This window comes from Sphingomonas sp. DBB INV C78 (genome assembly GCF_042693015.1).
In the GTDB taxonomy this organism is placed as follows: Bacteria; Pseudomonadota; Alphaproteobacteria; order Sphingomonadales; family Sphingomonadaceae; genus Sphingomonas_E.
In genome coordinates this window covers 73,536-98,840 of record NZ_CP170544.1, presented here as the reverse complement: position 1 = coordinate 98,840, position 25,305 = coordinate 73,536, and the positions used below count along the sequence as shown (strand labels likewise).

27 protein-coding genes are annotated in these 25,305 nt (G+C 65.9%); 18 read left to right on the top strand and 9 right to left on the bottom strand.

What is annotated here, in order from left to right:
• Positions 1 to 46: 46 nt before the first annotated feature.
• Positions 47 to 490, bottom strand: coding sequence for a host attachment family protein (locus ACFB49_RS00495; protein ID WP_380874734.1), 444 nt, complete (start codon positions 488 to 490; stop codon positions 47 to 49).
• Positions 491 to 584: 94 nt separating this feature from the next.
• Between ACFB49_RS00495 and serS the strand changes: the two genes are divergently transcribed.
• Genes serS through ACFB49_RS00475 form a run of 4 tightly spaced genes read left to right on the top strand, consistent with a single transcriptional unit; the run spans position 585 to position 4,782 of the window.
• The gene (gene serS, locus ACFB49_RS00490; protein WP_380880132.1) at positions 585 to 1,865 is read left to right on the top strand and encodes a serine--tRNA ligase; all 1,281 of its coding nucleotides are present in this window, start codon (positions 585 to 587) and stop codon (positions 1,863 to 1,865) included.
• On the top strand, positions 1,865 to 2,635 hold the full coding sequence (gene surE / locus ACFB49_RS00485; RefSeq protein WP_380874733.1) for a 5'/3'-nucleotidase SurE: 771 nt from the start codon (positions 1,865 to 1,867) through the stop codon (positions 2,633 to 2,635). Before serS ends, surE begins: the two co-directional genes overlap by 1 nt.
• A 48-nt stretch (positions 2,636 to 2,683) precedes the next feature.
• The gene (locus ACFB49_RS00480; protein ID WP_380874731.1) at positions 2,684 to 3,745 is read left to right on the top strand and encodes a peptidoglycan DD-metalloendopeptidase family protein; all 1,062 of its coding nucleotides are present in this window, start codon (positions 2,684 to 2,686) and stop codon (positions 3,743 to 3,745) included.
• A complete protein-coding gene (locus ACFB49_RS00475; protein WP_380874730.1) occupies positions 3,742 to 4,782 on the top strand; it encodes a potassium channel family protein in 1,041 nt (346 codons plus the stop codon). Before ACFB49_RS00480 ends, ACFB49_RS00475 begins: the two co-directional genes overlap by 4 nt.
• Before the next feature lie 3 nt (positions 4,783 to 4,785).
• On the opposite strand, the gene ACFB49_RS00470 is transcribed toward ACFB49_RS00475, so the two are convergent.
• Positions 4,786 to 4,944, bottom strand: coding sequence for a hypothetical protein (locus ACFB49_RS00470; RefSeq protein ID WP_380874728.1), 159 nt, complete (start codon positions 4,942 to 4,944; stop codon positions 4,786 to 4,788).
• A 199-nt stretch (positions 4,945 to 5,143) separates the two neighbouring features.
• Between ACFB49_RS00470 and rimO the strand changes: the two genes are divergently transcribed.
• Complete coding sequence (gene rimO / locus ACFB49_RS00465; RefSeq protein ID WP_380874726.1) at positions 5,144 to 6,481, top strand: 30S ribosomal protein S12 methylthiotransferase RimO; 1,338 nt, start codon at positions 5,144 to 5,146, stop codon at positions 6,479 to 6,481.
• Here the strand turns inward: rimO and ACFB49_RS00460 are convergent.
• Positions 6,466 to 7,038, bottom strand: coding sequence for a hypothetical protein (locus tag ACFB49_RS00460; protein ID WP_380874725.1), 573 nt, complete (start codon positions 7,036 to 7,038; stop codon positions 6,466 to 6,468). The two genes, rimO and ACFB49_RS00460, sit on opposite strands and share 16 nt — an antisense overlap.
• Before the next feature lie 72 nt (positions 7,039 to 7,110).
• Between ACFB49_RS00460 and ACFB49_RS00455 the strand changes: the two genes are divergently transcribed.
• From ACFB49_RS00455 to argC, 4 genes are all read left to right on the top strand, one after another.
• Positions 7,111 to 8,496 carry a leucyl aminopeptidase family protein gene (locus tag ACFB49_RS00455; protein ID WP_380874723.1) on the top strand — a complete coding sequence of 462 codons (1,386 nt, stop codon included), beginning with the start codon at positions 7,111 to 7,113 and terminating at the stop codon, positions 8,494 to 8,496.
• 140 nt (positions 8,497 to 8,636) lie between these two features.
• The gene (locus ACFB49_RS00450) at positions 8,637 to 8,972 is read left to right on the top strand and encodes a MarR family transcriptional regulator (RefSeq protein ID WP_380880130.1); all 336 of its coding nucleotides are present in this window, start codon (positions 8,637 to 8,639) and stop codon (positions 8,970 to 8,972) included.
• Positions 8,973 to 9,024: 52 nt separating this feature from the next.
• The gene (locus tag ACFB49_RS00445) at positions 9,025 to 9,831 is read left to right on the top strand and encodes an NlpC/P60 family protein (protein WP_380874722.1); all 807 of its coding nucleotides are present in this window, start codon (positions 9,025 to 9,027) and stop codon (positions 9,829 to 9,831) included.
• On the top strand, positions 9,828 to 10,763 hold the full coding sequence (gene argC, locus ACFB49_RS00440; RefSeq protein ID WP_380874721.1) for an N-acetyl-gamma-glutamyl-phosphate reductase: 936 nt from the start codon (positions 9,828 to 9,830) through the stop codon (positions 10,761 to 10,763). Before ACFB49_RS00445 ends, argC begins: the two co-directional genes overlap by 4 nt.
• Before the next feature lie 137 nt (positions 10,764 to 10,900).
• Here argC and ACFB49_RS00435 read toward each other — a convergent pair whose 3' ends face one another.
• Positions 10,901 to 12,412 (bottom strand): replicative DNA helicase, encoded by a 1,512-nt coding sequence (locus tag ACFB49_RS00435; RefSeq protein ID WP_380874719.1) that lies wholly within the window; start codon positions 12,410 to 12,412, stop codon positions 10,901 to 10,903.
• A 132-nt stretch (positions 12,413 to 12,544) separates the two neighbouring features.
• On the opposite strand from ACFB49_RS00435, the gene ACFB49_RS00430 reads away from it, so the two are divergent.
• From ACFB49_RS00430 to dcd, 5 genes are read left to right on the top strand one after another with little or no spacing between them, the layout of a single operon-like run.
• Positions 12,545 to 12,982, top strand: a complete 438-nt coding sequence (locus tag ACFB49_RS00430) for a MarR family winged helix-turn-helix transcriptional regulator (protein WP_380874717.1) — start codon at positions 12,545 to 12,547, stop codon at positions 12,980 to 12,982.
• On the top strand, positions 12,979 to 14,019 hold the full coding sequence (locus tag ACFB49_RS00425) for a biotin/lipoyl-binding protein (protein WP_380874715.1): 1,041 nt from the start codon (positions 12,979 to 12,981) through the stop codon (positions 14,017 to 14,019). Before ACFB49_RS00430 ends, ACFB49_RS00425 begins: the two co-directional genes overlap by 4 nt.
• Positions 14,020 to 14,078: 59 nt before the next feature.
• On the top strand, positions 14,079 to 14,561 hold the full coding sequence (locus ACFB49_RS00420; protein WP_380874713.1) for a UPF0262 family protein: 483 nt from the start codon (positions 14,079 to 14,081) through the stop codon (positions 14,559 to 14,561).
• Positions 14,554 to 15,018, top strand: a complete 465-nt coding sequence (locus tag ACFB49_RS00415) for a cytidine deaminase (protein WP_380874711.1) — start codon at positions 14,554 to 14,556, stop codon at positions 15,016 to 15,018. The genes ACFB49_RS00420 and ACFB49_RS00415 overlap by 8 nt, the downstream gene beginning before the upstream one ends.
• Entirely contained in the window at positions 15,019 to 15,573 is a 555-nt protein-coding gene (gene dcd / locus ACFB49_RS00410) for a dCTP deaminase (protein WP_380874710.1), read from the top strand.
• Here dcd and ACFB49_RS00405 read toward each other — a convergent pair.
• Positions 15,554 to 16,516, bottom strand: a complete 963-nt coding sequence (locus ACFB49_RS00405) for a retroviral-like aspartic protease family protein (RefSeq protein WP_380874709.1) — start codon at positions 16,514 to 16,516, stop codon at positions 15,554 to 15,556. The two genes, dcd and ACFB49_RS00405, sit on opposite strands and share 20 nt — an antisense overlap.
• Positions 16,517 to 16,666: 150 nt before the next feature.
• Between ACFB49_RS00405 and ACFB49_RS00400 the strand changes: the two genes are divergently transcribed.
• From ACFB49_RS00400 to ACFB49_RS00390, 3 genes are all read left to right on the top strand, one after another.
• The gene (locus ACFB49_RS00400; RefSeq protein ID WP_380874707.1) at positions 16,667 to 17,092 is read left to right on the top strand and encodes a YbaY family lipoprotein; all 426 of its coding nucleotides are present in this window, start codon (positions 16,667 to 16,669) and stop codon (positions 17,090 to 17,092) included.
• 72 nt (positions 17,093 to 17,164) lie between these two features.
• The gene (locus ACFB49_RS00395) at positions 17,165 to 18,025 is read left to right on the top strand and encodes an alpha/beta fold hydrolase (protein ID WP_380874705.1); all 861 of its coding nucleotides are present in this window, start codon (positions 17,165 to 17,167) and stop codon (positions 18,023 to 18,025) included.
• A 140-nt stretch (positions 18,026 to 18,165) separates the two neighbouring features.
• Positions 18,166 to 18,804, top strand: coding sequence for a PEPxxWA-CTERM sorting domain-containing protein (locus tag ACFB49_RS00390; RefSeq protein ID WP_380874704.1), 639 nt, complete (start codon positions 18,166 to 18,168; stop codon positions 18,802 to 18,804).
• A 58-nt stretch (positions 18,805 to 18,862) separates the two neighbouring features.
• Here the strand turns inward: ACFB49_RS00390 and ACFB49_RS00385 are convergent, their stop codons facing one another.
• Positions 18,863 to 21,190 carry a ribonuclease R family protein gene (locus tag ACFB49_RS00385; protein WP_380874702.1) on the bottom strand — a complete coding sequence of 776 codons (2,328 nt, stop codon included), beginning with the start codon at positions 21,188 to 21,190 and terminating at the stop codon, positions 18,863 to 18,865.
• 113 nt (positions 21,191 to 21,303) lie between these two features.
• Positions 21,304 to 22,230, bottom strand: a complete 927-nt coding sequence (locus ACFB49_RS00380; RefSeq protein ID WP_380874701.1) for a GNAT family N-acetyltransferase — start codon at positions 22,228 to 22,230, stop codon at positions 21,304 to 21,306.
• 226 nt (positions 22,231 to 22,456) lie between these two features.
• On the opposite strand from ACFB49_RS00380, the gene ACFB49_RS00375 reads away from it, so the two are divergent.
• Complete coding sequence (locus tag ACFB49_RS00375; RefSeq protein ID WP_380874699.1) at positions 22,457 to 23,434, top strand: ornithine cyclodeaminase family protein; 978 nt, start codon at positions 22,457 to 22,459, stop codon at positions 23,432 to 23,434.
• On the opposite strand, the gene ACFB49_RS00370 is transcribed toward ACFB49_RS00375, so the two are convergent.
• Together ACFB49_RS00370 and cysW are read right to left on the bottom strand one after the other, a co-directional pair.
• Positions 23,431 to 24,486, bottom strand: a complete 1,056-nt coding sequence (locus ACFB49_RS00370) for a sulfate/molybdate ABC transporter ATP-binding protein (protein ID WP_380874697.1) — start codon at positions 24,484 to 24,486, stop codon at positions 23,431 to 23,433. The two genes, ACFB49_RS00375 and ACFB49_RS00370, sit on opposite strands and share 4 nt — an antisense overlap.
• Complete coding sequence (cysW, locus tag ACFB49_RS00365) at positions 24,483 to 25,274, bottom strand: sulfate ABC transporter permease subunit CysW (protein WP_380880128.1); 792 nt, start codon at positions 25,272 to 25,274, stop codon at positions 24,483 to 24,485. The genes ACFB49_RS00370 and cysW overlap by 4 nt, the downstream gene beginning before the upstream one ends.
• Positions 25,275 to 25,305: the final 31 nt, after the last annotated feature.

Sequence of the window (25,305 nt, the reverse complement as noted above, 5' to 3'; positions counted from 1 at the left end):
CCTGTCGATGAGTCGACGGCAAAAAACGCCGAGTTGCCGCCCATTTTCAGTCCATCCCGACGAGAATGCGGCTTATCGCATCCACGGGGTGACCCGTCAGATCCTTGGGAACCTCATTCTTCAGGCGGTCCGCGACCTCGCGGTGATAATGCTTGCGCAGCTCGCCCAAGGTGCGCGGCGGCGCGACCACGATCAGATTGTCATAATCGCCCTGCAGCGCGTGGCGCTGGAGGAGCGCGGCGGCATCCGCAGCAAAGCGGTCCTCCTCGATCTGCTGGTAATCGGGCTCTTCCATGGCACTGCGCGCGGTGCCGACGCTCGCGAAGGCACGGCCCGGCGCATCGGTCTTGAGATCGCGATCATAACGTGCCGGCTGTTCGGACGCTTCCATCACTTCCAGCTTCGGATCGGTCGCGTCTCCGGTGTTGCGCAGAAAGAGCATCTTGCGGCCGTCCGCGACGAGGACGACGCCATTATGTGGAATGCGCACAGGCTTCCCTCCATTCCCGCTGTTGGATTGCTGACGCAACGCACGGATCGTTGCAGGGTTGCGCGGCTTGCGCGGGATGGGCCATAGCCCCGCCATGCACGACATACGCGCCATCCGGGACAATCCCGCAGCCTTCGACGCCGGCCTCGCCCTTCGCGGGCTGGAACCGCATTCGGCTCCGATCACCGCGCTCGACGAGAAGCGCCGCGCACTCGCGACCGAACTGCAGTCGCTGCAGACCCGCCGCAACGAGGCGTCGAAGGCGATCGGCCAGGCCAAGGCCCAGAAGGACGAGGCGAAGGCCGCCGAACTGATGGCCGAGGTCGCCGCGATCAAGGAGCGGATGCCGCAACTCGAGACGGAAGAACAGGAAGCCGGCGCCGCGCTCGACGCGCAGCTTGCCTCGCTGCCCAACATTCCGGTGGCAGACGTCCCCGTCGGCGCGGACGAGAATGACAATGTCGAGATGGCGAAGTGGGGCGAGCCGCCGGTCTTCGCTTTCGCGGCCCAGGAACATGCCGATATCGGGCCGGCGCTCGGTCTCGACTTCGAGAGCGCGGCCGCCATTTCGGGCGCGCGCTTCGCGGTGCTGAAGGGCGGCATCGCGCGCCTCAACCGCGCGCTCGGCCAGTTCATGCTCGACGTTCAGACCGAGGGCCATGGTTATATGGAGGTGGCCCCGCCGCTGCTGGTGCGCGACGAGGCGGCGTTCGGTACCACCCAGCTGCCCAAGTTCCGCGAGGATCTGTTCCAGACGACCGACGGCCGCTGGCTGATCCCGACGGCCGAGGTGAGCCTGACCAATCTGGTGCGCGAGCAAATCCTGGACGAGGCACAACTGCCGTTGCGCTTCACCGCGCTCACCCCCTGTTTCCGATCGGAAGCGGGTGCCGCCGGCCGCGACACGCGCGGGATGATCCGTCAGCACCAGTTCGACAAGGTCGAACTCGTCACCATCGCCACGCCCGAACAGTCCGAGGCGGAGCATGAGCGGATGGTGGACGCTGCCGAGACGATCCTCGAACGGCTGGGCCTGCCCTATCGCCGCGTCTTGCTCTGCACCGGCGACATGGGCTTTGCCGCGCGCAAGACCTATGACCTTGAAGTCTGGCTCCCCGGCCAGGGCAAATATCGCGAGATCAGCAGCGTATCCAACTGCGGCGACTTCCAGGCGCGGCGGATGAATGCGCGCTTCCGCCCGGCGGGCGAGGCCAAGGGCACGCGCTTCGTCCACACCCTCAACGGATCAGGCCTTGCGGTCGGCCGCACGCTCGTCGCGGTGCTCGAAAATTATCAGGAGGCGGACGGTTCGGTTCGCATTCCCGACGCCCTCAAGCCCTATATGGGCGGTATCGAAAGGCTCACCCCCGCCTGATGCGTATCCTCCTCACCAATGACGACGGCATCCATGCGCCGGGGCTGGAAGTCCTGGAGGCGATCGCGCGGACCATTTCCGACGACATCACCATCGTCGCCCCGGCGGAGGAAATGTCGGGCGCCGGCCACTCGCTGACGCTCACCCGGCCGGTGCGCTTACGCAAGCATGGCGAGCGGCGTTTCTCCGTCACCGGCACGCCGACGGATTCGGTGATGATGGCGGTGGCCGAGATCATGAAGGACGCCAAGCCCGACCTGATCCTTTCGGGCGTCAACCGCGGCGCCAATCTGGGCGAGGATGTGACCTATTCGGGCACCGTCTCCGCGGCGATGGAAGGCGCGCTTGCCGGCATCCGGTCGATCGCGCTCAGCCAGGTCTATGCGCGCGAGGCGATGGGCGATGCCGTGCCATTCTCCGCCGCCGAAGCCTGGGGCGCGAAGGTGCTCGCCCCTTTGCTTGCCGATCCATGGACGCCGGGCACGCTCGTCAACGTCAACTTCCCGGCGCTGCCGGCCGATCAGGTCCGCGGCGTGCGCGTCGTCGGCCAGGGCATCCGCGATTATGGCCGCCTGCGCATCGTCAAGGGCACCGATCCGCGCGGTTACAATTATTACTGGTTCGGGCTGGGCGGTGCGGTGCCGACGCCCAAGCATGACACCGATCTGGAGGCGATCGCCGACGGCTATGTCTCGGTGACGCCGCTTCACCTCGATCTCACCTACGGCCCGTCGCTCGACCGGCTTCGCGAGGCATATCAAGGCATTTGAGTGGCGGGGCTATTCCCTCCGGCCGGACGATTCCCTAGACAACGGCGCATGCCCGGCCGGCCTGCCCGATCCCTGTTCTTCCTGCTTGGCCCGGCCTTGCTGTCCGCCTGCGTCGCGCCGCGAAATGGGCCGCCGGAGCCCGCTGCACCGCCGCCGCGACCGCAACCGACCGTTCCGGTCGAGACGCCGCCCGTCGCCACCCCGCCCCCCTTCGATATCAAGGCGGTGACGCCCAACGCCGTCGAGAGCCGCAGCGGCACCTATCGCGTGGTGGCCGGCGATACGCTGCGCCGCGTGTCCGACAAGACGGGCGCGGGATCGGAGGCGATCGCGCGCGCCAATGATCTCACCGCCCCCTTCGTCATCAAGGTCGGCGAGCGGCTGAAGATCCCCGCGGGGCGCTGGCATCAGGTGCGCGGTGGCGAGACCGGCATCGCCATCGCGCGCGCTTATGGCGTCGAATGGCAGCGCATCGCCGAGCTGAACGCGCTTGAAGAGCCCTATATCCTGCGCACCGGCCAGCGGCTGCTGCTGCCGTCCGCCACCGAAGTCGCCGGCATGTCGATGGAGGAGCGCGCCGCCGCCTTCGACCTCGAGATCGACGACCTCATCACCGGCGGCGAGCCGGCGCTGGCGGAAAAGGAAGTCCCCGCCAAGCCGGTATCGACGGCGCCGCGCACCAAGCCGTTGCCGCCGACCGAGGCGGTGGCTGCCGCCCGTCCCTTCTCCGGCCGGTTCGACTGGCCGGTCATGGGCGCGATCAAGCGCGGTTTCGGCAACTTCGGTAGCGGGCGGCGCAACAACGGCATCAACATCGCCGCCGAAAAGGGTGAGCCGGTGGCGGCCGCGGCCGACGGTGTGGTAGCTTATGCCGGAACCGATCTCAGCGCCTATGGGGGGTTGATCCTGATCCGGCACAGCGACACCTGGACCACAGCCTATGGCCATGCGTCCGAACTGCTGGTGACGCGCGGCCAGGCGGTGAAGCGCGGCCAGACGATCGCGCGCGCGGGTGCGACCGGCCATGTCGATAGCCCGCAGCTCCATTTCGAGATCCGCCAGGGGGCCAAGCCGGTCGATCCGCTGGCCTATCTGCCGAAACGCCGTTGAGACCGCGCCGGCTCTTCGAGGTTCCCCACTTCGCCCCGCTGCGGCGCAAATCTTCGCTTCCCATATGGGCTTCGCTGGCGTTGCGCGCGCTGCTGGCGCTCGGCCTGATCTCGATCGCGCTTGCTGTCCACTGGTTCGATCGTGGCGGACTGAAGGACAATATCGACGGGTCGGTAAGCTTCCTCGATATCGTGTATTTCACGGTGATTACGGTAACGACCGTCGGATACGGCGACATCGTGCCCGTTACCGATCGGGCGCGGATGTTCGATACGTTCCTGCTCACGCCGATCCGCCTGTTCGTATGGCTGATCTTCCTGGGAACGGCCTATGATTTCGTCTTCAAGCGCGTGTGGGAGAAATGGCGGATGAAGCGGATTCAGCGCAACCTGCACGGCCATGTCGTCGTCACCGGATTCGGCACGAGCGGTTCGGAAGCCGTGCGCGAACTGATCGCGCGGGGCACCGAACCCGACGATATCGTCGTGATCGACGGCCGCAACACGGCGATCGCCGAAGCCGAGGAAATGGGCCTTTCCGTGCTGGAGGGCGATTCGACCCGCAACGCGACGCTGGAGGCCGTGCATATCGAGCGCGCCCGCGCGTTGATCGTCTCCGCCGGGCGCGACGACACCTCGATCCTAATCGTGCTGACCGCGCGCCGGCTGGCGCCCGATGTGCCAATCAGCGTCGTCATCCGATCCGAAGACAACGAAGCGCTGGCGCGGCAGGCGGGCGCCACCACCGTCATCAACCCGGTGAGCTTCGCCGGGCTGCTGCTCGCCGGATCGACGCACGGCCCGCATATCGCCGATTATCTGGCAGACCTGGCCGCGGCCGACGGCCGCGTGGCGTTGAGCGAACGCGAGGCGACGCCTGAGGATGTCGGCAAGCCGCTGTCCGCGCTCACCACCGGCCGCGGCGTGCGGGTCTATCGCGAAGGGGAGCCTGTCGGCTTCTGGGAAGATGGCAGCCGGACCATCGAGCCCGGCGATATCATCGTCGAGATCGTGCGCGGCCGCGGCTCGGTACGATAAGCCTCAAAGTCCCGTCACTGGCTGCCGACGCAACTGCGCGGCGCGGCGTTCCAGTTCCTCGGCATAATCCGAAAGCACCTTGATCACGCCGGCATTGTGCGACCGTTCGGCAATCCGCCGGGCGCGCTCGGCTTCTTCCATCAAGGCTTCGGGCCGTTCCATAAGCTACTCCAAACGCTACACTTCCGTCACGATTGCGCCCGCCGATGATCGGAGAGGAGAGTGGTGCGACAAAGCTGTCGGGCGTTGAGACGGAATTGCGCGCGCCTGGCCTTGATGCAGGCTGAAGCAGCGACTTTGGAGACGGATTGAGCCACCCCCCTCGCAAAATGGCGCGCGATCCACTATGTGGCGCCCGCTCATGGCAACGATACTCCCCTCCCCGCCGAAAATCGGCATGGTTTCGCTCGGCTGTCCCAAGGCGCTGGTCGATAGCGAACGCATTCTGACCAAGCTGCGCGCCGACGGCTATCAGATGTCCGGCAATTACGACGATGCCGATGTCGTGCTGGTCAACACCTGCGGCTTCCTCGATTCCGCCAAGGAGGAGAGCCTGGAGGCGATCGGCGAGGCGATTGCGGAGAATGGCCGCGTCATCGTCACCGGCTGCATGGGTAATGAGGCGGAGGTGATCCGCCAGCGCTTCCCCGGCGTGCTCGCCGTCACCGGCCCGCACCAATATGAAGCGGTGGTGGGCGCAGTGCATGAAGCAGCGCCGGTGCCGCCCTCGCCCTTCGTCAATCTGGTGCCCGAGCGCGATCTGAAGCTGACGCCGCGCCATTACAGCTATCTGAAGATTTCAGAGGGCTGCAACCACCGCTGCGCCTTCTGCATCATCCCGTCGATCCGCGGCGATCTCGTCAGCCGGCGGCCCGACGCGATCCTGCGCGAGGCCGAGAAGCTGGTCGAGGCCGGCACGAAGGAACTTCTGGTCATCAGCCAGGATACGTCGGCCTATGGCGTCGACATCAAGCACCAGCCGCGCCCGTGGAAGGGCGGCGAGGTGCGCGCGCACATGACCGATCTCGCCCGCGAGTTGGGCAAGCTTGGCGCCTGGGTGCGCCTGCACTACGTCTACCCCTACCCCCATGTCGATCAGGTCATCCCGCTGATGGCCGAGGGGTTGGTGCTTCCCTATCTCGACATCCCCTTCCAGCATGCCAGCCCCAAGGTGCTGAAGCTGATGAAGCGCCCGGCCAACGAGGCCAAGGTGCTCGAACGGCTCAAGGCGTGGCGCGCGATCGCCCCGGACATCGCCGTCCGCTCCTCCTTTGTCGTGGGTTTCCCCGGCGAGACCGAGGAGGATTTCCAATATCTGCTCGACTGGCTGGACGAAGCCCAGCTCGATCGCGTCGGCGCCTTCCGCTTCGAGCCTGTCGAAGGTGCCGCCGCCAATGCGCTGCCCGATCCGGTGCCCGAAGAGGTGAAGGAAGAGCGTTACGCACGGATCATGGAAAAGACCGCCGCCATCTCCGCCGCCAAGCAGCAGGCTAAGATCGGCCGCACGCTCGACGTGATCATTGATGCGGTCGATGCCGAAGATGGCGGGGCGACCGGCCGGTCCAAGGCCGACGCGCCCGACATCGACGGCGAGGTCCATCTGCGCGATGCCGGCCATCTGAAGGCAGGCGACATCGTCAGCGTTCTGATCGAGGATGCCGACGACCACGATCTGTTCGGCGTTCAGAAGGGCGGCTGACCCGCCCGCTTGCGCCGCGACCGGCGGGTGAGAAAGAAGATCAGGCCGCCGACGATCAGAACGAAGGCGGCAAGGCCGGCCCGCACCCAGGGCACAGCGGCCTCCATCGTCTGATATTCCTGCAGCGCTGCGGGCGGCTTGCTGTCACCCTTGATGTTCCACGCGACGATCCGCTGACGCTTGCCGTGCATCATCGTGCGAAGCTGGGTGGTCGTCCAATGCTTGCCGTCGCTGGTGACCAGCACATAATTCTTCACCTCCTCGCGCCCCGCGGGGGAGGTGCTGACGCTCTTGTTGAAGCCGACCAGTTCGGTCTCACCCTCGGTCGCGGGAAAGAAGGTCCGCGCGGCCGGCAATTGCGTAATGCTTTCCTTCCAGAGCTGCGGGTCCATGGCCCGCTGCAGCCCGACGCCATTTCCGCTGCGTACATCGGCGATGAATTGCCGGGCGAAAGCGCGATCCTCCGGCGACGAAAGTGCCTCGATCGACGATTTGACCGAACAGGACGCTGTGAGCAACAGCATCGCTGCGCCCAACAGCCGAAAGAGCATGCCCATTTTACGCCCCCCTTCGCCGTGCCGGGGCGTTCCCGTCTCGCCCGCAGCGCCGGAATTGGATAGGAGGAAGGCATGACAGATTTCGCGAGCCTACTCCAGCCCGACCGGGGCCAGCCCGCCCACCTGCTCCACCTCGTCCGCGCCGCCGGCTTTGACGAGTGGATCGCCGGCCAGCCGGAACGGGCGCGCGGCGCGATCGAAGCGGCGTTGTTCAAGGGCAAGCCCGGCCAGTTCGCCTTGATCCCCGGCGCCAAGCCCGAGGATTGGTCCGCCGCGATCGGCATGCCGGAAGACGTCGGGCCATGGGATCTCGCGGGCGCCGTGACGCGGCTGCCGGGAGCCACGTTCCGCTTGGCCGAGGAGGATGTCGGTGCCGCCGCATTGGGCTGGCTGCTCGCCCATCATCGCTTCGACCGCTATCTGAGCGAGGCCGAGCCGATCCCCCAGCGCGTGCTGCTGACCAGCGATCCCGCCCGCATCGACGAAACGGTGCGACTGGCGGCTGCGGTGGCTTTGGTCCGCGATCTGGTCGACACGCCCGCCGGTGACATGGGGCCGGCCGAACTCGCCCAGGCCGTCGAGGCGGTGGCCAATGCCAATGGCGCGAACTTCAAGGTCGTCCAGGGCGACGCGCTGGCGCAGGGTTTTCCGATGATCGCCGCCGTCGGCCGCGCCGCGACGCGCGAACGTGCACCGCGGCTCATCGAGCTGGAATGGGGCGATCCCTCGCATCCCCGCATCGCCATCATCGGCAAAGGCGTGTGTTTCGATTCGGGCGGGCTCGACATCAAGCCTTCGTCCGGCATGCTGCTGATGAAGAAGGATATGGGCGGCGCCGCGCATGCGCTGGCACTGGCGTCGTTGGTCATGCAGGCGGGGTTGCCGCTGCGCCTGCAACTGCTGATCCCCGCCGTCGAGAATGCGGTTTCGGCCGAGGCCTTCCGCCCCGGCGACATCCTCAAGAGCCGCAAGGGCATCACCGTCGAGATCGGCAATACCGACGCCGAGGGTCGGCTGGTCCTGGGCGACGCGCTGGCGCTGGCGGTGGAGCGCGAGCCGGTCCTCGTGATCGACTTCGCAACCCTGACCGGCGCGGCCCGCGTTGCGCTCGGCCCCGATCTTCCCGCCCTCTTCGCGAATGACGACAGCCTGGCGGACGACCTGCTCGCAGCCGCTACCCGCTGTTCCGATCCGATCTGGCGGATGCCGCTCTGGGCCGGCTATGCCGACATGCTGAAATCCACCGTCGCCGATGTGAACAATGCCGGCGAAGGCGGGATGGCGGGATCGGTGACGGCCGCCCTGTTCCTGCAGAAATTCGTTCCGGCGGCCACACCCTGGGCGCATTTCGATACCTTCGCCTGGCGCCCGTCCGCCAAGCCGGGCCGCCCGCGTGGCGGTGACGCCTTGGGGCTGCGTGCCGCCTGGGAAATGCTGCGGACGCGCTACGGACGCTGAGCGCCGTTCAACTTTTTTGCGCTGCCGTGACGGAGCCATGAAACTACGAGGGCTTTGGCTGGTTGTTGCGGAGGTGGGCCGATTTTGCCCGCGCAACCAACGAGGCGAGCGTCGTGCCGCATAAATCGCTCTCGGACTGGATGGACGCCCTTGTGCGCTATGTCCGATCCGGCAGTCCTGACCTGACGAATCGCCAGATGGCTCTGCTGCTGGCCGTCTATCTGATGCCGGGGCCGCATACGGTGCGCGGCCTTGCCCATCTGCTGGGCGTTTCGAAGCCCGTTGTCACGCGCGCCTTGAACACCCTTGGCAGCCTCGGCTATCTGCGCCGCGAACGGGACGAGTCCGACCGGCGCAACATCTTCGTCGCGCGCACGGACAAGGGAGCAGATTTCCTTGCAAGCTTCGAAAGCCTCATCGGTGGGGGTGGCACAGGGTCACTCCAGGCAGCCCAGCCAAGCCGCGCGACGGGTTGAACGCTTTCGCCTGACCGGCCCCAGCGTCCGCCTTGATCCCCGTGTCTTTGCGGTGCGCAAGGACATTGCCGACATCGAGCTAGCTGACCGCGTCTTCGCCCCGCATTATGCCGCGGCGGAGCTATGTGCCGTGATGCTGCCGTCGGTCGCCCTGCGCGAGAGGCCGTCCGAAGATGCCCGCGCGGCTTCCCAGCTTGTCTTGGGCGAAGGCTTTGCGATCATCGACAATGAAGGCGGCTGGGCCTGGGGCTATGGCCTGCACGATCATTATGTCGGCTATGTGCCGTCGGACGCACTCGGCGAATGCGCCGAGCCCGATCATGTCGTGACGGCAGCAGCAGCCCTGGTTTTCGCCGAGGCGGACATCAAGGCGCCTGTGGTGCAGACACTGCCGATGGGCAGCCGCTTCGCCGCAACTGCCGACGGCAAGTTCCTGAAGACGGCCGAGGGCTATATCCACAGCCGCCATGCCGGCCCGATCGGTGCGGTCGAAAGCGATCCGGTCGCAGTCGCCGAGCGGCTGATCGGCCAGCCCTATCGCTGGGGCGGTCGCGGCGGCGAAGGCGTTGACTGTTCGGGCCTCGTTCAGATCGCACTGGCACTGTGCGGCATCGCCGCGCCGCGCGACACCGATCAGCAGCGCGAGATCGGCACCGATATTCCCGATGGCGAGCCGCTGAAGCGCGGCGACCTGATCTTCTTCCCCGGCCATGTCGGCCTGATGGCGGATGCCGAAACGCTGGTTCACGCCAACGCCCACTGGATGGCCGTGGTGGCGGAGCCGCTGGCCGACGTGGTGGCGCGGCTGAAACCCGACCACGACCAGCCGATCACCGCACAGCGGAGGGTGCTGGCATGACGGTAAAGGTTTTCATCGACGGTGCCGCCGGGACCACCGGACTCGAGATTGGCGAGCGGCTGGCCGATCGCGATGACGTGACCTTGCTCACCATCGCCGAAGAGCGGCGCAAGGACGCCGCGGCCCGCGCCGAGGCGCTGAACGCTGCCGATGCGGTGATCCTCTGCCTGCCCGACGACGCCGCGCGCGAGGCGGTGGCGCTGATCCAGAACGGCACGACCAAGGTGATCGACGCCTCAACGGCGCACCGCACCGCCGCCGGCTGGACCTATGGCTTCGCCGAAGTCGAACCCGCGCGCCGCGCCGAACTGGCGAGCGCGACCCGCGTGTCCAACCCCGGCTGCTATCCGACCGGCTTCCTCGCGCTGGTGCGCCCGCTGGTCCGCGCCGGGCTGCTCGCGGCCGATGCGCCGCTCTCTGTCAACGCCACGTCCGGCTATTCGGGCGGCGGCAAGGCGATGATCGCCGCGTTCGAACATGCCGATGTCCCCGACGCGACCGACACCGCCTTCCGCATCTACGGCCTCGGCCTCGCGCACAAGCATGTGCCGGAAATGCAGGGCCATGCCGGCCTCGCCCATCCGCCGATCTTCCTGCCCGCCGTGGCGCGCACCTATCGCGGCATGCTGGTCGAAGTGCCGATCCATCCGGTGTGGCTGAAGGGCAAGCTTGCCGACGTCCGCGAGGCGCTGGTCGAAGCTTATCGCGGCAGCCCGGTGGTGCGCGTCGATACTGACGATCATCCGCTGCTGACGCTGGAACAGGCCGCGGGCACCGATCGGCTGGAGCTCTATGCCTTCGGCAATGAGGAAACCGGCCAGATCCGCTTGGTCGCCGCGCTCGACAATCTCGGCAAGGGCGCCGGTGGCGCGGCCGTCCAGAACCTCAACCTGATGTGCGGCCTGGGCGAAACGGCAGGGCTGCGGTTGTAATCAAATCCTCCCCGAGCTTGCTCGGGGAGTGGGGACCATCCGAAGGATGGTGGAGGGGTAAAATCCCGCCGTCGCGTAGGCCCCTCCGTCGCGCTGCGCGCGCCACCTCCCCGAGCAAGCTCGGGGAGGAATAAGGCTTACCGCGGCCCGCCGAAGCGATCGTCGGCCAAGTCGCTGAACTTGGTGAACTTGGCCTCGAACTTCAGCGGAATCGTCGCCGTCGCGCCGTGACGATTCTTGGCGACGACGAGTTCGGCGATGCCGTGCGCGTCGCTCATCCGCTTCTGCCAGATGTCGAAGGCGGAAACCGCGCCGGCATCGTCGCCGGCCTCGACCGAGGCTTCCTTCGGCTTTTCGAAATTGATGTAATATTCCTCGCGATAGACGAACCAGACGCTGTCGGCGTCCTGTTCGATCGAGCCGGATTCGCGAAGATCCGAAAGCTGCGGCCGCTTGTTCTCACGCTGCTCAACCTGACGGCTGAGCTGGGAGAGCGCGATCACCGGGACGTGCAGTTCCTTGGCAAGCTGCTTCAGGCCGCGGCTGATTTCCGAGATTTCCTGCACGCGGTTGCCGTCGCCGCCCTTCCCCGATCCCTGGAGGAGCTGGAGATAATCGACGATGATCATATCGACGCCGCGCTGGCGCTTGAGCCGCCGCGCACGCGTACGGAGCGCTGCGATGGTCAGGCCCGGCGTATCGTCGATATAGAAAGGCAGCGTTTCAAGCTCGGCCGCGGCGCGGGCGAGGTTGCGGAAATCATGGTGGCCGATCTCGCCCATGCGCAGCTTTTGCGAGCTGATTTCGGCCTGCTCGGCAAGAATACGGGTGGCGAGCTGGTCCGCCGACATTTCCAGGCTGAAGAAGGCGACGCCAGCGCCGACCGACTTGGCATCATCAATGCCGTCTTCACGATCGCGCACGCGACGGATCGCGGCGTTGAAGGCGATGTTGGTGGCGAGCGAGGTCTTGCCCATGCCGGGACGGCCGGCAAGGATGATGAGATCCGAACGATGGAGACCACCGACGCGGGCATTGACGGTATCGAGCCCGGTGGTGATGCCGGATACGTGCCCGCCGGAATTGAGTGCGCGCTCGGCATTTTCGACCGCCGCCTTGGTTGCCTGGGCGAAACTCTTTACGCTGCCGGTCTCGCCGCCTTCTTCGGCGACGCGATAGAGCGCCACTTCAGCCGCCTCGATCTGACTCTTGGGATCGACGTCCTCGCTGGTGTCGAGCGCGCTTTCGACCATCGTCCGGCCGACGCCGATCAGTTCGCGCAACAGCGCGAGATCATAGATCTGGGTGGCGAAGTCACGCGCACCGATCAGCGCTGCGCCGCTGCCGGTAAGCTGGGCGAGATAGCCGGGACCACCCAGTTCCTTCATCGCCTCGTCGCTTTCGAACATCGGGCGCAAGGTCACCGGGTTGGCGACCATGTTGCGATCGACCAGCTTCAGGATCGCTTCGTAGATGCGGCCATGGATCGGTTCGTGGAAATGATCCGCGCGCAGCTTGACCTGAACGTCCTCGCACAGCCGGTTGTCAATCATCAGCGCGCCCAGCAGCGCCGCCTCCGCTTCCACGTTGCGGGGCATTTCGGGGGCATCCGCGGTTCCCGCGGGCAGCAATCGGATCGGTTCGGCCATGCGCCTTAATCGGCCTCACGGACGCCGATTTCAATTGGATAAGCCTGTGGACAAGGCCGGTATAATGCGGCGCACAAATCCGGCTTGCAATCATCACCATGAGTAACGATAATTGTAAGCATGACTACAAACATGCCCGAGAGCATCGGCCTGCTGCTGCACGATACGGCGCGGGCCTTTCGCTACCGCTTCGACGCGCGCGCCCGTGCGCTGGGCGTTACGCGCCAGCAATGGCGGGCGTTGTTCCATATTTCGCGCAGCGAGGGCCTCAACCAGGCCGAGCTGGCCGAACGGCTGGATGTCGAGCGAATCACCCTCTGCCGGATGGTCGACAGGCTTGAGGAGGCCAGGCTGGTCGAACGGCGTGCCGATCCCAATGACCGACGGGTATGGCGCCTGCACCTGCTGCCGCCCGCCCACCCGATTGTCGAGCGGCTCGCCGAGATCGGCCATGAGGTGGAACGCGAGGCTCTCGTCCATTTGGACGACGAGGAAAGAGATCAATTGTTTGACAGCTTGAAGCGCCTGCGCGAGGCGCTGCGCGAAGACGGACGGAAACAGGTCGCATGAACAGGATGACATCCATCACCGCGGACGGCGCAACGGAGCTTGCGCCCCGTCGCCCCTGGTGGCGGCTGCCGCTGATGCTGTCCGTGCCATTGCTGATGGTTGCCGGCGGCATCTGGTTGTGGGCGACGAGCGGGCGTTCCGTATCCACCGACAATGCGCAGGTGGGCGCGGACATCATCAGCATCTCGCCCGAGGTCAGCGGCCGTGTGGTCGACGTGGCGGTGCGCGAGAACCAGCAGGTCAAGAAAGGCGACCTGTTGTTCCGTATCGACCCGGAACCCTATCGGATCGCACTCGCGCAAGCCGAGGCGGCGGTCGGCAATGCCCGCATTTCGGTGAACGAGCTTTCGAGCAACTATGTCTCCAAGTCGGCGGACATCGGCGCGATGGCGTCCGATGTCCAGCTCGCCCAGGAGAATTATCAGCGGCAGAAGGAACTGCTCGACAAGGGCTTCACCACGCGCGCCAGCTTCGATGCCGCGCGCGCGGCACTCGCCTCTGCGCAGGCCAAGCGCGCGGTCGCCTCGGCCGACGCCAGCGCCGCGCAGGCGATGCTGGGCACCGGACCGGGCGGCCTCCACCCACAGATCGCCGCTGCGATCGCCGCGCGCGACAAGGCTGCGCTCGATCTGCGCCGCACCGAAATCCGCGCGCCGACCGATGGCGTGATCGTCCAGGTCGATAAGCTGCAGCCGGGATCGACCGCGATCGCATCGATCACCAGCGCGACGCTGGTGGCGGGCGGCAATTATTGGGTCGACGCCAATTTCAAGGAAACCCAGCTCGCCAAGGTCCGCGTCGGCCAGCGCGCCGAGATCGAGTTCGATTCGATGAGCGGCAAGGATTGCCCCGCGCACGTCGCCAGCATCGGATCGGGCACGGGATCGCAATTCTCGATGCTGCCGGCACAGAATGCGACGGGCAATTGGGTGAAGGTCACGCAGCGCGTGCCGGTGCGCCTGAAGCTCGATTGCACCCCGGATCGGCCGCTGGTGGCGGGTGCGAGCGCGAACGTGACGGTTCACGTCGCGGACTAACCGTCAATCAGTCCCCTTTGCGATTCGCCGGCCGCTCGGATAACAGCGGCCGGACACCCATGGCTGATCCGCGCATCATCGCCGTCGATCTCGACGACAAGACGATCATCTGGCGCAATGCCGATGTCGAGCAGGAACGGCGGATCGCGATCTTCGACCTGCTGGAGGAAAATCATTTCCGCCCCGAGCGCGACTATCCGCAAGGCTATGTCGGGCCGTTCCGCATCCGCCTGCGCGTCGAGGAAGGCCGGCTGGCGATCGACATCTTCAGCGATGACGAGCAGCGACTGGAGACGTTGATCCTTGGCCTCGGCCGCTTCCGCCGGCCCATCAAGGACTATTTTGCGATCTGCGACAGCTATTACCAGGCGATCCGCCAGGCGACGCCGCAGCAGATCGAGACGGTGGACATGGCGCGACGCGGCATCCACAACGAGGCGGCCGAGCTGCTCAGGGAACGGCTGCAGGGGAAGATCGACGTGGATTTCGATACGGCGCGGCGGCTGTTCACGCTGATCTGCGTGCTTCATATCCGTGGCTGAGGTCGACCTGTCCGACGTTGCCGGCGCGGTGCTGATCGATGCCGCGCGCGAGGCCGCGGGCAACGCCCATGCGCCTTATTCGCGCTTCGCCGTCGGCGCGGCGCTGCTGCTGGAAGATGGCACGATCATCCCCGGCACCAATCTGGAAAATGCGAGCTACGGCCTCTCGCTCTGCGCCGAAACGGTGGCGCTGGCGGCCGCCAACACCGCGGGCCGTCTGCGTGACGTGGTGGCGATCGGCGTGATCGGCGGGCGGATGACGTCCGCCGGGCTGTCCGGCAGCGATCCCGTCCGTCCCTGCGGCCGCTGCCGCCAGATCCTTGTCGAGGCAGCCCAACTTGGCGGCCGCGACATTGTCGTCCATTGCGCGTCCGGTGACGGCGGCGCGGTGGAACGCCATCTGCTATCCGAACTCCTGCCTTTCGCCTTCGGGCCTGACGATCTGGGAATGAACTGAATGTCCATCATGTCCGACAAGTGGATTCGCGAGCGCGCGCAGCAGGATGGGATGATCGAACCCTTTGTCGAGGCGCAGCGCCGCGACGGGTGCATCAGCTATGGCCTGTCCTCCTACGGCTATGACGCGCGCGTCGCCGACGAGTTCAAGATCTTCACCAATGTTGATTCGGCGACGGTGGACCCCAAGGATTTTGCGGCCAACAGCTTCGTCGATCGCAAGACCGATTGCTGCATCATCCCGCCTAACAGCTTCGCGCTGGCCCGCACGGTCGAATATTTCCGCGTGCCGCGCGACGTGCTGGTGATCTGCCTCGGCAAATCCACTTATGCGCGCTGCGGCATCATCGTGAACGTGACGCCGCTGGAGCCGGGCTGGGAAGGCCATGTGACGCTGGAATTCTCGAACACCACGCCGCTGCCCGCCAAGGTCTATGCCAACGAAGGCGCGTGCCAGTTCCTGTTCCTGCAGGGCAACGAGCCGTGCGAGACGAGCTATGCCGATCGCGCCGGCAAATATATGGGCCAGCGCGGCGTTACCCTGCCACGTCTTTAGGTGCCGGCGGCGGCGCCGGGTCCTGCGCCGCCAGCCCCCGCCTGCCCTGTTCGCGCGGCATGAAGCGCACCTTCTTGTTGCCGAAATCGACCGAGACGCGCTCGAAGCTGCGCAGCAGATCCATGCCGAGCAGCATGGCGGGCTTGTTCGACAGGCCGAACATCTTGAAGGGATGTGCCTCCGTCCAGGCGATCGTCATGCCTTCGACCCGCAGGCCGCCGATCCGCATCCTGGGCAGCACGCCCATCTCCGCTTCCATCGAATTGCCGGCGACGTCCATCAGCGTGATCTGCTGGACGCTGCCCTGCTTGCCCTTGCGCGAGAGCTTCTTGCGCAACGCGTTGTTGCCCACGGAAACCTGCGCACCGGAATCGAGGATGATGCTCACCTTCTCGCCATCGATGTCCGCATCGACCAGGATGAGCTGGCCATATTTGCGCCGCGCCTTGACGACGATCGTCCCGGGCTCGAATTTTTCGGGCGCGATCTTCGACGGATAGATCTTCATGTTGCCTGCGATGAAATCCATCTCGACCCGCTGGTCCGCCAGCCCGTCGACGCCGAGCAGGCCGGAAACCCCGATATGCCGGTCCGCCAGCACCGGCGCCCGCACATCGCGCACCTCGTTGCCGCCGACCTGCAGGCTGGCGATCACCGCGGTGCCGATCTGGCCCGATCCGCCCATGCTGTGCATCGTCGCAGACTTGCCCTTGGGCAGCGCCAGCCGGTCCGATAGGCTGCGCGCCACGGCCGTCCGGTCCGATCCGGTATCGACCGCAAAGGGATAAGGCCCCCGGCCGTTGACGAACACGTTGACGGTCATCCGCTGCGCGGCATCGACGGCGGTGGCGAGCGTTTCGGCCGCTTCATCATCCAGCGCCGGCGTGTTGGCCACGACGGAGGGCGGCACCGGCGCGGGCACCTGCAGGGCTGCGGCGGTCATCGCTGCCGCCACCACATTACCGAGAAGCATCCCCAAAAGCCTCCGATCGAGTGTAGTGCGTGACTATAACGCATCGGGACGCCCAACAGAAGCGTGACGGGCATCGCGAAAACAGGCATTCTGCGATGGAACGGGTCGTGGAGAATGCCGATGAAAGCCTTGTTTCCGGTCGCGCTTCTCCTGCTGGCCACCACCGGCTGCACCTTCCCGTTCAACACCGCACCGAAACCGCAGGGGATGAGCACGCTGGTGCTGCTCGAAGGGATCGCCGTCTATCGCCAGCGCATCGCGCTGCCGCCCGATGCGGTGCTGATCGTCCGCGTGCAGGATGTGTCGCTGGCGGATGCGCCCGCGACGCTGATCGCCGAACGCCGGATACCGACGCAGGGGCGCCAGGTGCCGCTGCCCTACAGCCTCGATTATGATCCCGCGCGCATCCTGCCCGGCCACCGCATCACTGTGAGCGGGCGGATCGAGGACAGCAGCGGCAGATTGCTCTGGATCACCGATACGTCGATCCCGCTGCCGGAGCCGGGCGAGCGCGTCGATCTGCCACTCGTGCAGGCTCGCGGCTGAAGTCGACGCGAACGCTTGCCGAACTAACGAAATTCATGCGACATGCGCGCCGATAAGGATCGGAGGATGCGCATGTCGGCAATGAGCTTTGAGGAAACCAGCCGGATTCTGGATGATGCGGGCGGCGCGCTCCATTATCATGAGGCGGGTTCGGGCGAGGTGCTGCTGCTGCTCCACGGCTCCGGCCCCGGCGTGACCGGCTGGGCCAATTTCGGCAACAACCTGGCTTTCTTCGCCAAGCGGTTCCGCACCATCATCCTGGACCTGCCGGGCTATGGCAAAAGCGCGCCGGTGGAAGGCATGCCGATCCCGTCGGCGGTCGCCTCGGTCATCCGCTTCATGGATGCGATGGGGATCGAAAGCGCCCATATCCTCGGCAACAGCTATGGCGGGATCGTCGGCGCGCAACTTGCCGCCGCGCATCCCGCGCGGATCAAGCGCTTCATCACGATCGGCGGCATCGGCGTCGGCCTGCTCACCACCTTCCCCGGTGAAGGGCTGACTCGCCTCGTCGATTTCGTCGAGCAGCCGAGCAAGGAACGGCTGATCGCCTGGCTCCACTCGATGGTCTACGACAAGGCGATCCTGACCGACGAGCTGCTGGAGATGCGCTGGAAGTCGTCAACCGATCCGGTGACGATGGAAACCAGCAAGAAGATGTATACGCGCCAGGCGCTGGACGCGATCGCCGCCTTCGGCCGCAGCCCGGATGCGGTGCAGGGCTTCGCCTACCTGCCCAAGATCCAGGCGCCGACACTGATTGCCTGGGGCCGCGACGACCGCGTCAACCCGCTCGACGGCGCGCTCGTGCCGATGCGCCTGATCCCGAACGCGGAACTCCATGTCTTCCCGAACTGCGGCCACTGGGCGATGATCGAACGCAAGGCCGAGTTCGAAAATATCGCCATGGCCTTCCTGACGCGGGGCGAATGAAATGAAACGCCCGACTGTTGGCGGATTTTACACAATCCCGTGACAGTCGGGCATGCTTTCCCGCCAAGTAATTGATTCAATTCAACTGGCATGACTTCTGCTTGGATACAGCCGGCTCATTATGAGTGTGGGAGGCTGATTTGTTCAAAGCTTTGAGTGCAGCGGCGCTGGCCAGCGCCACCATGATCGTCCCGGCCCATGCCGCGGTTGTATTCCAGTCCACCTTCGAAAACGTCCCCGGCGGCCCGAGCGCGGGTCAGTTCGTATTCGTGCAGGAAGCCGATGGCTGGACGGCCGGCGGTCCGAACAACCCGATCGAACTGCAGAACAATGTCGCCGGCGCGCCCGCACCCGATGGCGGCAGCGTGTTCGTCGAGCTGGATAGCTCGCGCAACAGCTCGATGTCGCGCATCATCCAGGCAGGCACTTACCAGTTGAGCTTCCTCTATTCGCCCCGCCCCGGCGTCGGCGCGGGCAGCAACGGTATCGAGGTGTATCTGGGCAGCGACCTGCTCGATCCGCCGGGCACCGTAACGGGCGCAGGCGGCGGCGGCACCAGCTGGGCAACCGTCACCAGTGGCATCTTCACCGTCAACCAGGCGACCACGCTGACGTTTGCCGCGGCAGGAACCTCGGAATCGCTTGGCGGCTATGTCGACAACATCACGTTGACCGCAGTTCCCGAGCCGGCGAGCTGGGCGATGATGATCGCGGGCTTCGGCATGGTGGGCGGCGCAATGCGTCGTCGCACGGTGCGGGCTTCCGTCCGCTTCGCCTGATCGGGCGACGATCCTGAAAACGCCGCTGGCCCACCCGGCCGGCGGCGTTTTTATTGCCCTATCGCCGCCGCCCCTGATGGCGGATGTTCGACGGGCGACCTCTGCGCCCCATGACCTTCCGGTCCTTGCCGCCGCGGCGCACGGGCAGATGGTTCACGCCTTCGGGCAATTCGAAACGCAGGCTGCCGCTGATCGGATTGGCCTCGACCAGCCGTAGCTGAATAAACTGTCCGGGCACGTAGCGATCGCCCGTCTCCTCGCCCTCCAGCGCTTGCGCGGCTTCGTCATAGCGGAAGCGTTCGGCCCCCAAGGTCGAGACGGGGACCAGACCATCGCCGCCTAGCCCGATCACGGTGGCGAAGAAGCCGAAGCTCTGCACCCCGGTGATCCGCGTTTCCATCACGTCGCCGACATGGGTGGCGAGATAGGCCGCGACATAGCGGTCGATCGTCTCACGCTCGGCCTCCATCGCGCGGCGCTCGGCCTGGCTGATCGCGGTGCCGAGTTGCTCCATCCGCGCGGCATCCTCGGCGGCCAGGCGCGTCGCCTTGGCATCCGGATCAAGGCCATAGGCACCGACCAGCGAGCGGTGGACGAGCAGATCGGCATAGCGGCGGATCGGGCTGGTGAAATGCGCATAGCTGCCCAGCGCGAGCCCGAAATGGCCGGCGTTGCGGGGTGCGTAATAAGCCTGCGTCTGGCTGCGCAGCACCTGCTCCATGATCTGCGGACGATGATCGGCATCCTCGGGGATGCGGCCGAGAAGCTGGTTGAAGGTGGCGGGCTTCACCACCTGCCCCAGCGCGAACTCGATGCCGAAGGTCTTGAGATAATCCTTGAGCGCGACCAGCTTCTCACGGCTCGGCGGCTCGTGATCGCGATACATCACCTCGGCCTTCTTCGCCTCCAGCGCCTTGGCGGCGGCGACGTTGGCCGCGATCATATAATCCTCGATCAGGCGATGGGCATCGAGCCGCTCGCGCGCTGCGACAGATAGGATACGCCCCTTTTCATCAAGCACCACGCGCCGTTCGGGCAGGTCGAGATCGAGCGGATTGCGCGCATCGCGCGCGCGCGACAGCGCTTTCCAGCAGGCCCAAAGCGGCTTCAGTGCGGTTTCGGTGAGTTCGCGCGGGAATGGCTCCCCTCCCGCTCGCGGGAGGGGTTGGGGGTGGGCATCCGCACCCTCGGCATCCCCACCCCCCGGCCCCCTCCCGCTCGCGGGAGGGGGAGAAGCCGCATCGATCGCGGCCTGCGCATCTTCATAGGCGATGTTCGCCGCGATCCGCACCAGCGCGCGAGTGAAGCGCCACGACAGGAGCTTGCCGTCCTTGGAGATCGTCAGGTGGCAGGCCATCGCCGCGCGATCCTGCCCGGCCTTCAGCGAGCACATGTCCGCGCTCAGCGTCTCGGGCAGCATCGGGACGACGCGATCGGGGAAATAGACGCTGTTGCCGCGCTTGCGTGCTTCGCGGTCGAGCCGGCCGCCGGGACGGACATAGAAACTGACATCGGCGATCGCGACGATCGCCTTGAACCCGCCGACATTGGCGGGGTCATCATCTGGCGCCGCCCATACGGCATCATCATGGTCGCGCGCATCCGCCGGGTCGATCGCGACGATCGGCACCGCGCGCAGATCCTCGCGCCCCTCGCCCAACGGCAGCTTCGCCACCCGCTCGGCTTCCTCTATCGTCTCCTCGCCGAACTGGTTGGGGATGCCATGCTTATGGATCGCGATCAGGCTGAAGCTGCGCGGTGCGAAGGGGTCGCCCAGTTTCTCGCTGACCTTCACGGTCATCCGCGGCGGGCGCCCCGCCTTCTCGGCGAGCACCAGGTCGCCCGGCTCGGCTCCGCCCGCGTCCGACACCGGCCAGTCGCGCTTCTCGCGCTTGTCGACGGGTTTCAGCCACAGCCGGTCGCCCTCCGCATGGAGCACGCCCAGCACCAGATCCTCGCCACGGGCGAGCTTCTTCATCGGATGCGCGATCCAGCCCGCACCCTTCTCCTCGGTGCGGGCAAGAATGCGGTCGCCGGGGCCAAGCGCCGATCGCCGGCCGCGCTCCACCACGCGCAGCTTCGGCGGCGGCGCATCGGAATGCCACACTTCGGGCACCGCGACAGGCTGGTCGCCTTCGACATCGACGATGCGCAGCACCGTCACCTTGGGCACGCCGCCCATCTTGTGGAAGGCGCGGCCGGGGGCGCTGTCGATCAGCCCCTCGTCCGCCATGTCCTTCAGCAGCGCCTTGAGCAGGATCTTGTCTTGCGCAGACAGTCCGAACGCCTTGGCAATCTCCCGCTTGCCGGCTGGCGTCGGGGATTGCGTGATGAAATCGAGGATCTGCTGGCGGCTGGGCAAGCCGGGGCTCTGGCGACGGGGCATGACACCTCCTTAGGCGTGCCACGGCCGCTCGTCACCCCGGCCCATCCCACCTGTCAGCCATTTCCGCCAGCGCCGCCGCAGGCCCACGGCATACCGCCCCCGGCCTTGGGTGTTCAGACTTGGAATTTCAGCTCCCAATTCTCACCCTGCACGGGCTCGCCAAAGCCGTCATGCATGTTGACCGAGACGATCTCGAACCCCGTCGCCGCATAGATGCGCCGCGCGCTGGTCAATATGCTGTGCGTCCATAACCAGCATTTCGCATAACCCGCGGACCGCGCGAAATCGACGCAGGCGCGGACCAGCGTCTCGCCGATCCCCAGGCCACGCGCATCGGGCTCGACATAGAGCAATCGGAGCTGCGCGGCATTGTCGCCGGAATCGACCAGCATAACCGATCCGGCCATCCGCCCCGCGCGCTCGGCCACCCAGCATTGCTCGCGCCCCGGCTTGAAACTGCGCAGGAAATTGGTGGTGATCTCGCCCTGAAGGATTTCCATCGGCGCCCCCCAGCCATGCGACGCCGCATAAAGGGCCGATTGCCGGCCCGCGATCATCCCCATGTCACCCGGCCGGAAGGTGCGTAAGGTCCAGTCCCGCGCATTGACGTCGCCGAGCAGCGCGCGGGCGGTATCGAGCGCGGACACCAAAGTCGCCCGCCCCGCCTCCCCCAGCGCGTCGAGCTGGCGCTCGATCTCGCCCCGCGTGCGATCGTCGAGCGCAGCGAACATCGCCTTGCCGGCATCGGTTGGGAAGATCGGGCGCTGCCGCGCATCGGCGCCGCGGCCCCGCTCGATCCAGCCCTCGCCCTCGAAACGCCTCAGGATGCGGCTCGCATAGCCCGCGTCCAGGCCCAGCGCCTCCTGCAATTCCGACGCCAGCGGCGCCTCGCGATTGAGGATTTCGTAGAATAGCCGCGCCTCGATCAGCGTCAGCGCGCTGCCCATATAATGCGGGTCCAGCGCACCCACCAGGCGCGTGTGGAACCGGTTGAAGGAACGATAGGCGATTACCGCCTGCTGCATCTCTAGGTCGCTCATGAAGCCGCCCTGCGCCTATTAGTTGACTATGTCAACTATATGCAGGCCACTTACCTTCTCCCGCCTTCGCGGGAGAAGGAGGGACCCGCCGCCGAAGGCGGTGGGAGGATGAGGGTCTTGTTTCTCAGCTCGGAAGAAAGAAGAAGACCCTCACCCCACCCTCTCCCGCCTGCGGGAGAGGGAAGATATGGGCAAACCTCATCCGTCGCGCAGGGGAGATACGGGAATGATCGTCATCAGCCGGGAAGAGGTTGCCGAGCATCTCGATTTCCCGACCTGCATTGCCCTGATGCGCGATGCGATGGCCGCGCTCTCCGCGGGCCGCACCCGCCAGTTGCTGCGCCAGATCATCGATCTCGACGGCAAGGGCAATGCCTTCGGGGTGATGCCCGGCGCGATGGACGATCTGACCTTCGGCGCGAAGCTGATCAGCGTCTATCCGGGCAATTTCTTGGCTGGAAAGCAGTCGCATCAGGGGCTCATCACGCTGTTCGATCCCGAAAGTGGCGCGCCCGTCTGCCTGATCCATGCCGGCGAGGTGACGGCGATCCGCACCGCCGCCGCGTCCGCCGCCGCCACCGATGCGCTCGCCCGCGCCGATGCCACCCGCTTGGCCATCCTCGGCTATGGCGAGCAAGCGTGGCAGCATGTCGCCGCGATCCGCCATGTCCGGCCGCTCAGCCATGTCGCCGTCTGGGGCCGTTCGTCCGAACAGGCGCAGGCGTTCGCCGATCGCGTCCACGCCGAGTTCGGCCTGCCCGCCACCGCCGCGCCGAATGTCGGTTCCGCGGTCGGCGATGCGGACATCATCTGCACCACCACCGCGGCGTCCGAACCAATCCTGTTCTCGGCCCAGGTGCCCGATGGCGCCCATCTCAATATCGTCGGATCGAGCCGTCCCGGCCCGGTCGAGATCGACACTGATCTGGTTGTTCGCTGCCGCGTCTTCGCCGATCACCGCGCGTCGGTGCTGGCCCAGGGCGCGGAGATCCTCAAGGCATTGGAATCAGGCCTGATTAGCGAAGATCATGTGCTTGGCGAAATCGGTCAGGTTTACACCAAAGGGGGAATTCCCGGCCGCCTTTCCAGCCTAAACCTGACTCTCTACAAATCGCTCGGCTCGATCGTCCAGGATCTCGCCGTCGGCTGGCATCTCTACCGCCTCGCCCGCGAAAAAAGCTTCGGCAGCGATGTCCCCTTCTAACCGTCCGCCGATCCCGCATAGAGCTTGGCCCTGGTCGGCCGCACGAAGATCTGCTCGCCCACCTGCGGCGCCGCACCAACCGGAACGTCGATCTCGATCAGTTCGTCCAGCCCCGCCAGCTTGCCCTCCACCCGGATCGACCCGCTATTCGGCCGCGTCAGGCTGATGGTCGCGGCGAGCGACCCGGCCTCCTCGTTCACCACCTCGGCGTCATGCGGCCGGAAGAACAAGCGCGCCGGGCCATCGGGCAGTGTCACCGTGCCGGCCGGCAGGGCTAGCGGTCGATCGAACAGCAGTGCCGTGCCGCCCGATACCGTCACCGGAATCTGGTTCGACTCCCCGACGAAATCGAAGACGAAAGCGCTGGCCGGCTCGTCATAGATCATCTGCGGCGTATCGATCTGCTCGATCACGCCATGATCCATCACCACCACGCGATCGGCCAGTTCCAGCGCCTCGTCCTGATCATGCGTCACGAAGATCGAGGTGAGCCCCACGCTGTCGTGCAGCTCGCGCAGCCAACGGCGAAGATCCTTGCGGACGCGAGCGTCGAGCGCGCCGAACGGCTCGTCGAGCAGCAACAGCCGCGGATCGACCGCCAGCGCGCGGGCCAATGCGACGCGCTGTCGCTGCCCGCCCGAAAGCTGCGCCGGATAGCGCTTGCCCAGATTGCCAAGTTGGACGAGGTCGAGCAGTTCCTGCACCCGCGCCGCGATCGCGGTTTTCGACGGCCGGTCGCGTCGCTTGCGCACCGTCAGACCGAAGGCAACATTGTCCGCCACCGTCATGTGACGGAACAGCGCATAATGCTGGAACACGAAGCCGACGCCGCGATCGGCGACCTTCAGGTCGGTAATGTCATCGCCGTCATAGAAGACTCGGCCGGTATCCGGGAATTCGAGCCCGGCGATAATCCGCAGCAAGGTCGTCTTGCCCGAGCCCGACGGGCCGAGCAGCGCCAGGAACTCGCCCGGTTCGACCTCGAGATTGATGTTCCCGAGTGCCGTGAACCCGCCGAAATTCTTGCTGATCGTGTCGAGCCTGATGCTCAATGCCCGGTCCCCTTGCCGTGATAGTCATAGCGCCATTCCAGGAAGCTCTTCAGCACCAACGTGACCAGCGCAAGCAGGGCCAGCAGCGACGCAACGGCAAAGGCGGCGACGAAGTTATACTCGTTATACAGGATCTCGACATGCAGCGGCATGGTGTTGGTCTCGCCGCGGATATGGCCGGAGACGACCGAGACCGCACCGAACTCGCCCATCGCGCGGGCGTTGCACAGCAGCACGCCATAGAGCAGGCCCCAGCGGATATTGGGGAGCGTCGCATGCCAGAAGGCTTGCCAGCCGCTCGCACCCAGCGACAGCGCCGCTTCCTCGTCGTCGCGGCCCTGCTCCGCCATCAGCGGGATCAGTTCGCGCGCGACGAAGGGGAAGGTCACGAAGACTGTCGCCAGCACCATGCCCGGCACCGCGAAGATGATCTGGATATCATGCTCGGCGAGCCACGGCCCCAGCCAACCCTGCGCGCCGAACAGCAGCACATAGATCAGGCCCGACACCACCGGCGAGACCGAGAAAGGCAGGTCGATGAAGGTGATGAGGATGCTCTTGCCCGGAAAATCGAACTTGGTGATCGCCCAGGCGGCGGCGATGCCGAAGACGATGTTCAACGGCACGCTGATCGCGGCAACCAGCAAGGTCAGGCGGATCGCGGCCAGCGCGTCCGGTTCGATCACGGCCTCGGCATAAGCGCCCAAACCATCGGAAAGCGCCTCGGCAAACACCGCAAGCAAGGGCATCAGCAAGAACAAGCCGAGGAAGCCCAGCCCCAGCGTCATGATCGTGGCGCGGGCAAGTCGCGATTCGGAT

What these genes read in the sequence shown, in the direction of transcription:
- ACFB49_RS00435 (WP_380874719.1), bottom strand. Translation starts at nt 12,412, where the DNA reads ATGGCCGAACCGATCCGATTGCTGCCCGCGGGAACCGCGGATGCCCCC.
- ACFB49_RS00380 (WP_380874701.1), bottom strand. Translation starts at nt 22,230, where the DNA reads ATGAGCGACCTAGAGATGCAGCAGGCGGTAATCGCCTATCGTTCCTTC.
- ACFB49_RS00400 (WP_380874707.1), top strand. Translation starts at nt 16,667, where the DNA reads ATGAAAGCCTTGTTTCCGGTCGCGCTTCTCCTGCTGGCCACCACCGGC.
- surE (WP_380874733.1), top strand. Translation starts at nt 1,865, where the DNA reads ATGCGTATCCTCCTCACCAATGACGACGGCATCCATGCGCCGGGGCTG.
- rimO (WP_380874726.1), top strand. Translation starts at nt 5,144, where the DNA reads ATGGCAACGATACTCCCCTCCCCGCCGAAAATCGGCATGGTTTCGCTC.
- ACFB49_RS00430 (WP_380874717.1), top strand. Translation starts at nt 12,545, where the DNA reads ATGCCCGAGAGCATCGGCCTGCTGCTGCACGATACGGCGCGGGCCTTT.
- ACFB49_RS00480 (WP_380874731.1), top strand. Translation starts at nt 2,684, where the DNA reads ATGCCCGGCCGGCCTGCCCGATCCCTGTTCTTCCTGCTTGGCCCGGCC.
- ACFB49_RS00470 (WP_380874728.1), bottom strand. Translation starts at nt 4,944, where the DNA reads ATGGAACGGCCCGAAGCCTTGATGGAAGAAGCCGAGCGCGCCCGGCGG.
- cysW (WP_380880128.1), bottom strand. Translation starts at nt 25,274, where the DNA reads ATGACGCTGGGGCTGGGCTTCCTCGGCTTGTTCTTGCTGATGCCCTTG.
- ACFB49_RS00405 (WP_380874709.1), bottom strand. Translation starts at nt 16,516, where the DNA reads ATGACCGCCGCAGCCCTGCAGGTGCCCGCGCCGGTGCCGCCCTCCGTC.
- ACFB49_RS00385 (WP_380874702.1), bottom strand. Translation starts at nt 21,190, where the DNA reads ATGCCCCGTCGCCAGAGCCCCGGCTTGCCCAGCCGCCAGCAGATCCTC.
- ACFB49_RS00395 (WP_380874705.1), top strand. Translation starts at nt 17,165, where the DNA reads ATGTCGGCAATGAGCTTTGAGGAAACCAGCCGGATTCTGGATGATGCG.
- ACFB49_RS00420 (WP_380874713.1), top strand. Translation starts at nt 14,079, where the DNA reads ATGGCTGATCCGCGCATCATCGCCGTCGATCTCGACGACAAGACGATC.
- ACFB49_RS00460 (WP_380874725.1), bottom strand. Translation starts at nt 7,038, where the DNA reads ATGGGCATGCTCTTTCGGCTGTTGGGCGCAGCGATGCTGTTGCTCACA.
- ACFB49_RS00455 (WP_380874723.1), top strand. Translation starts at nt 7,111, where the DNA reads ATGACAGATTTCGCGAGCCTACTCCAGCCCGACCGGGGCCAGCCCGCC.
- dcd (WP_380874710.1), top strand. Translation starts at nt 15,019, where the DNA reads ATGTCCATCATGTCCGACAAGTGGATTCGCGAGCGCGCGCAGCAGGAT.
- ACFB49_RS00425 (WP_380874715.1), top strand. Translation starts at nt 12,979, where the DNA reads ATGAACAGGATGACATCCATCACCGCGGACGGCGCAACGGAGCTTGCG.
- argC (WP_380874721.1), top strand. Translation starts at nt 9,828, where the DNA reads ATGACGGTAAAGGTTTTCATCGACGGTGCCGCCGGGACCACCGGACTC.
- ACFB49_RS00450 (WP_380880130.1), top strand. Translation starts at nt 8,637, where the DNA reads ATGGACGCCCTTGTGCGCTATGTCCGATCCGGCAGTCCTGACCTGACG.
- ACFB49_RS00375 (WP_380874699.1), top strand. Translation starts at nt 22,457, where the DNA reads ATGATCGTCATCAGCCGGGAAGAGGTTGCCGAGCATCTCGATTTCCCG.
- serS (WP_380880132.1), top strand. Translation starts at nt 585, where the DNA reads ATGCACGACATACGCGCCATCCGGGACAATCCCGCAGCCTTCGACGCC.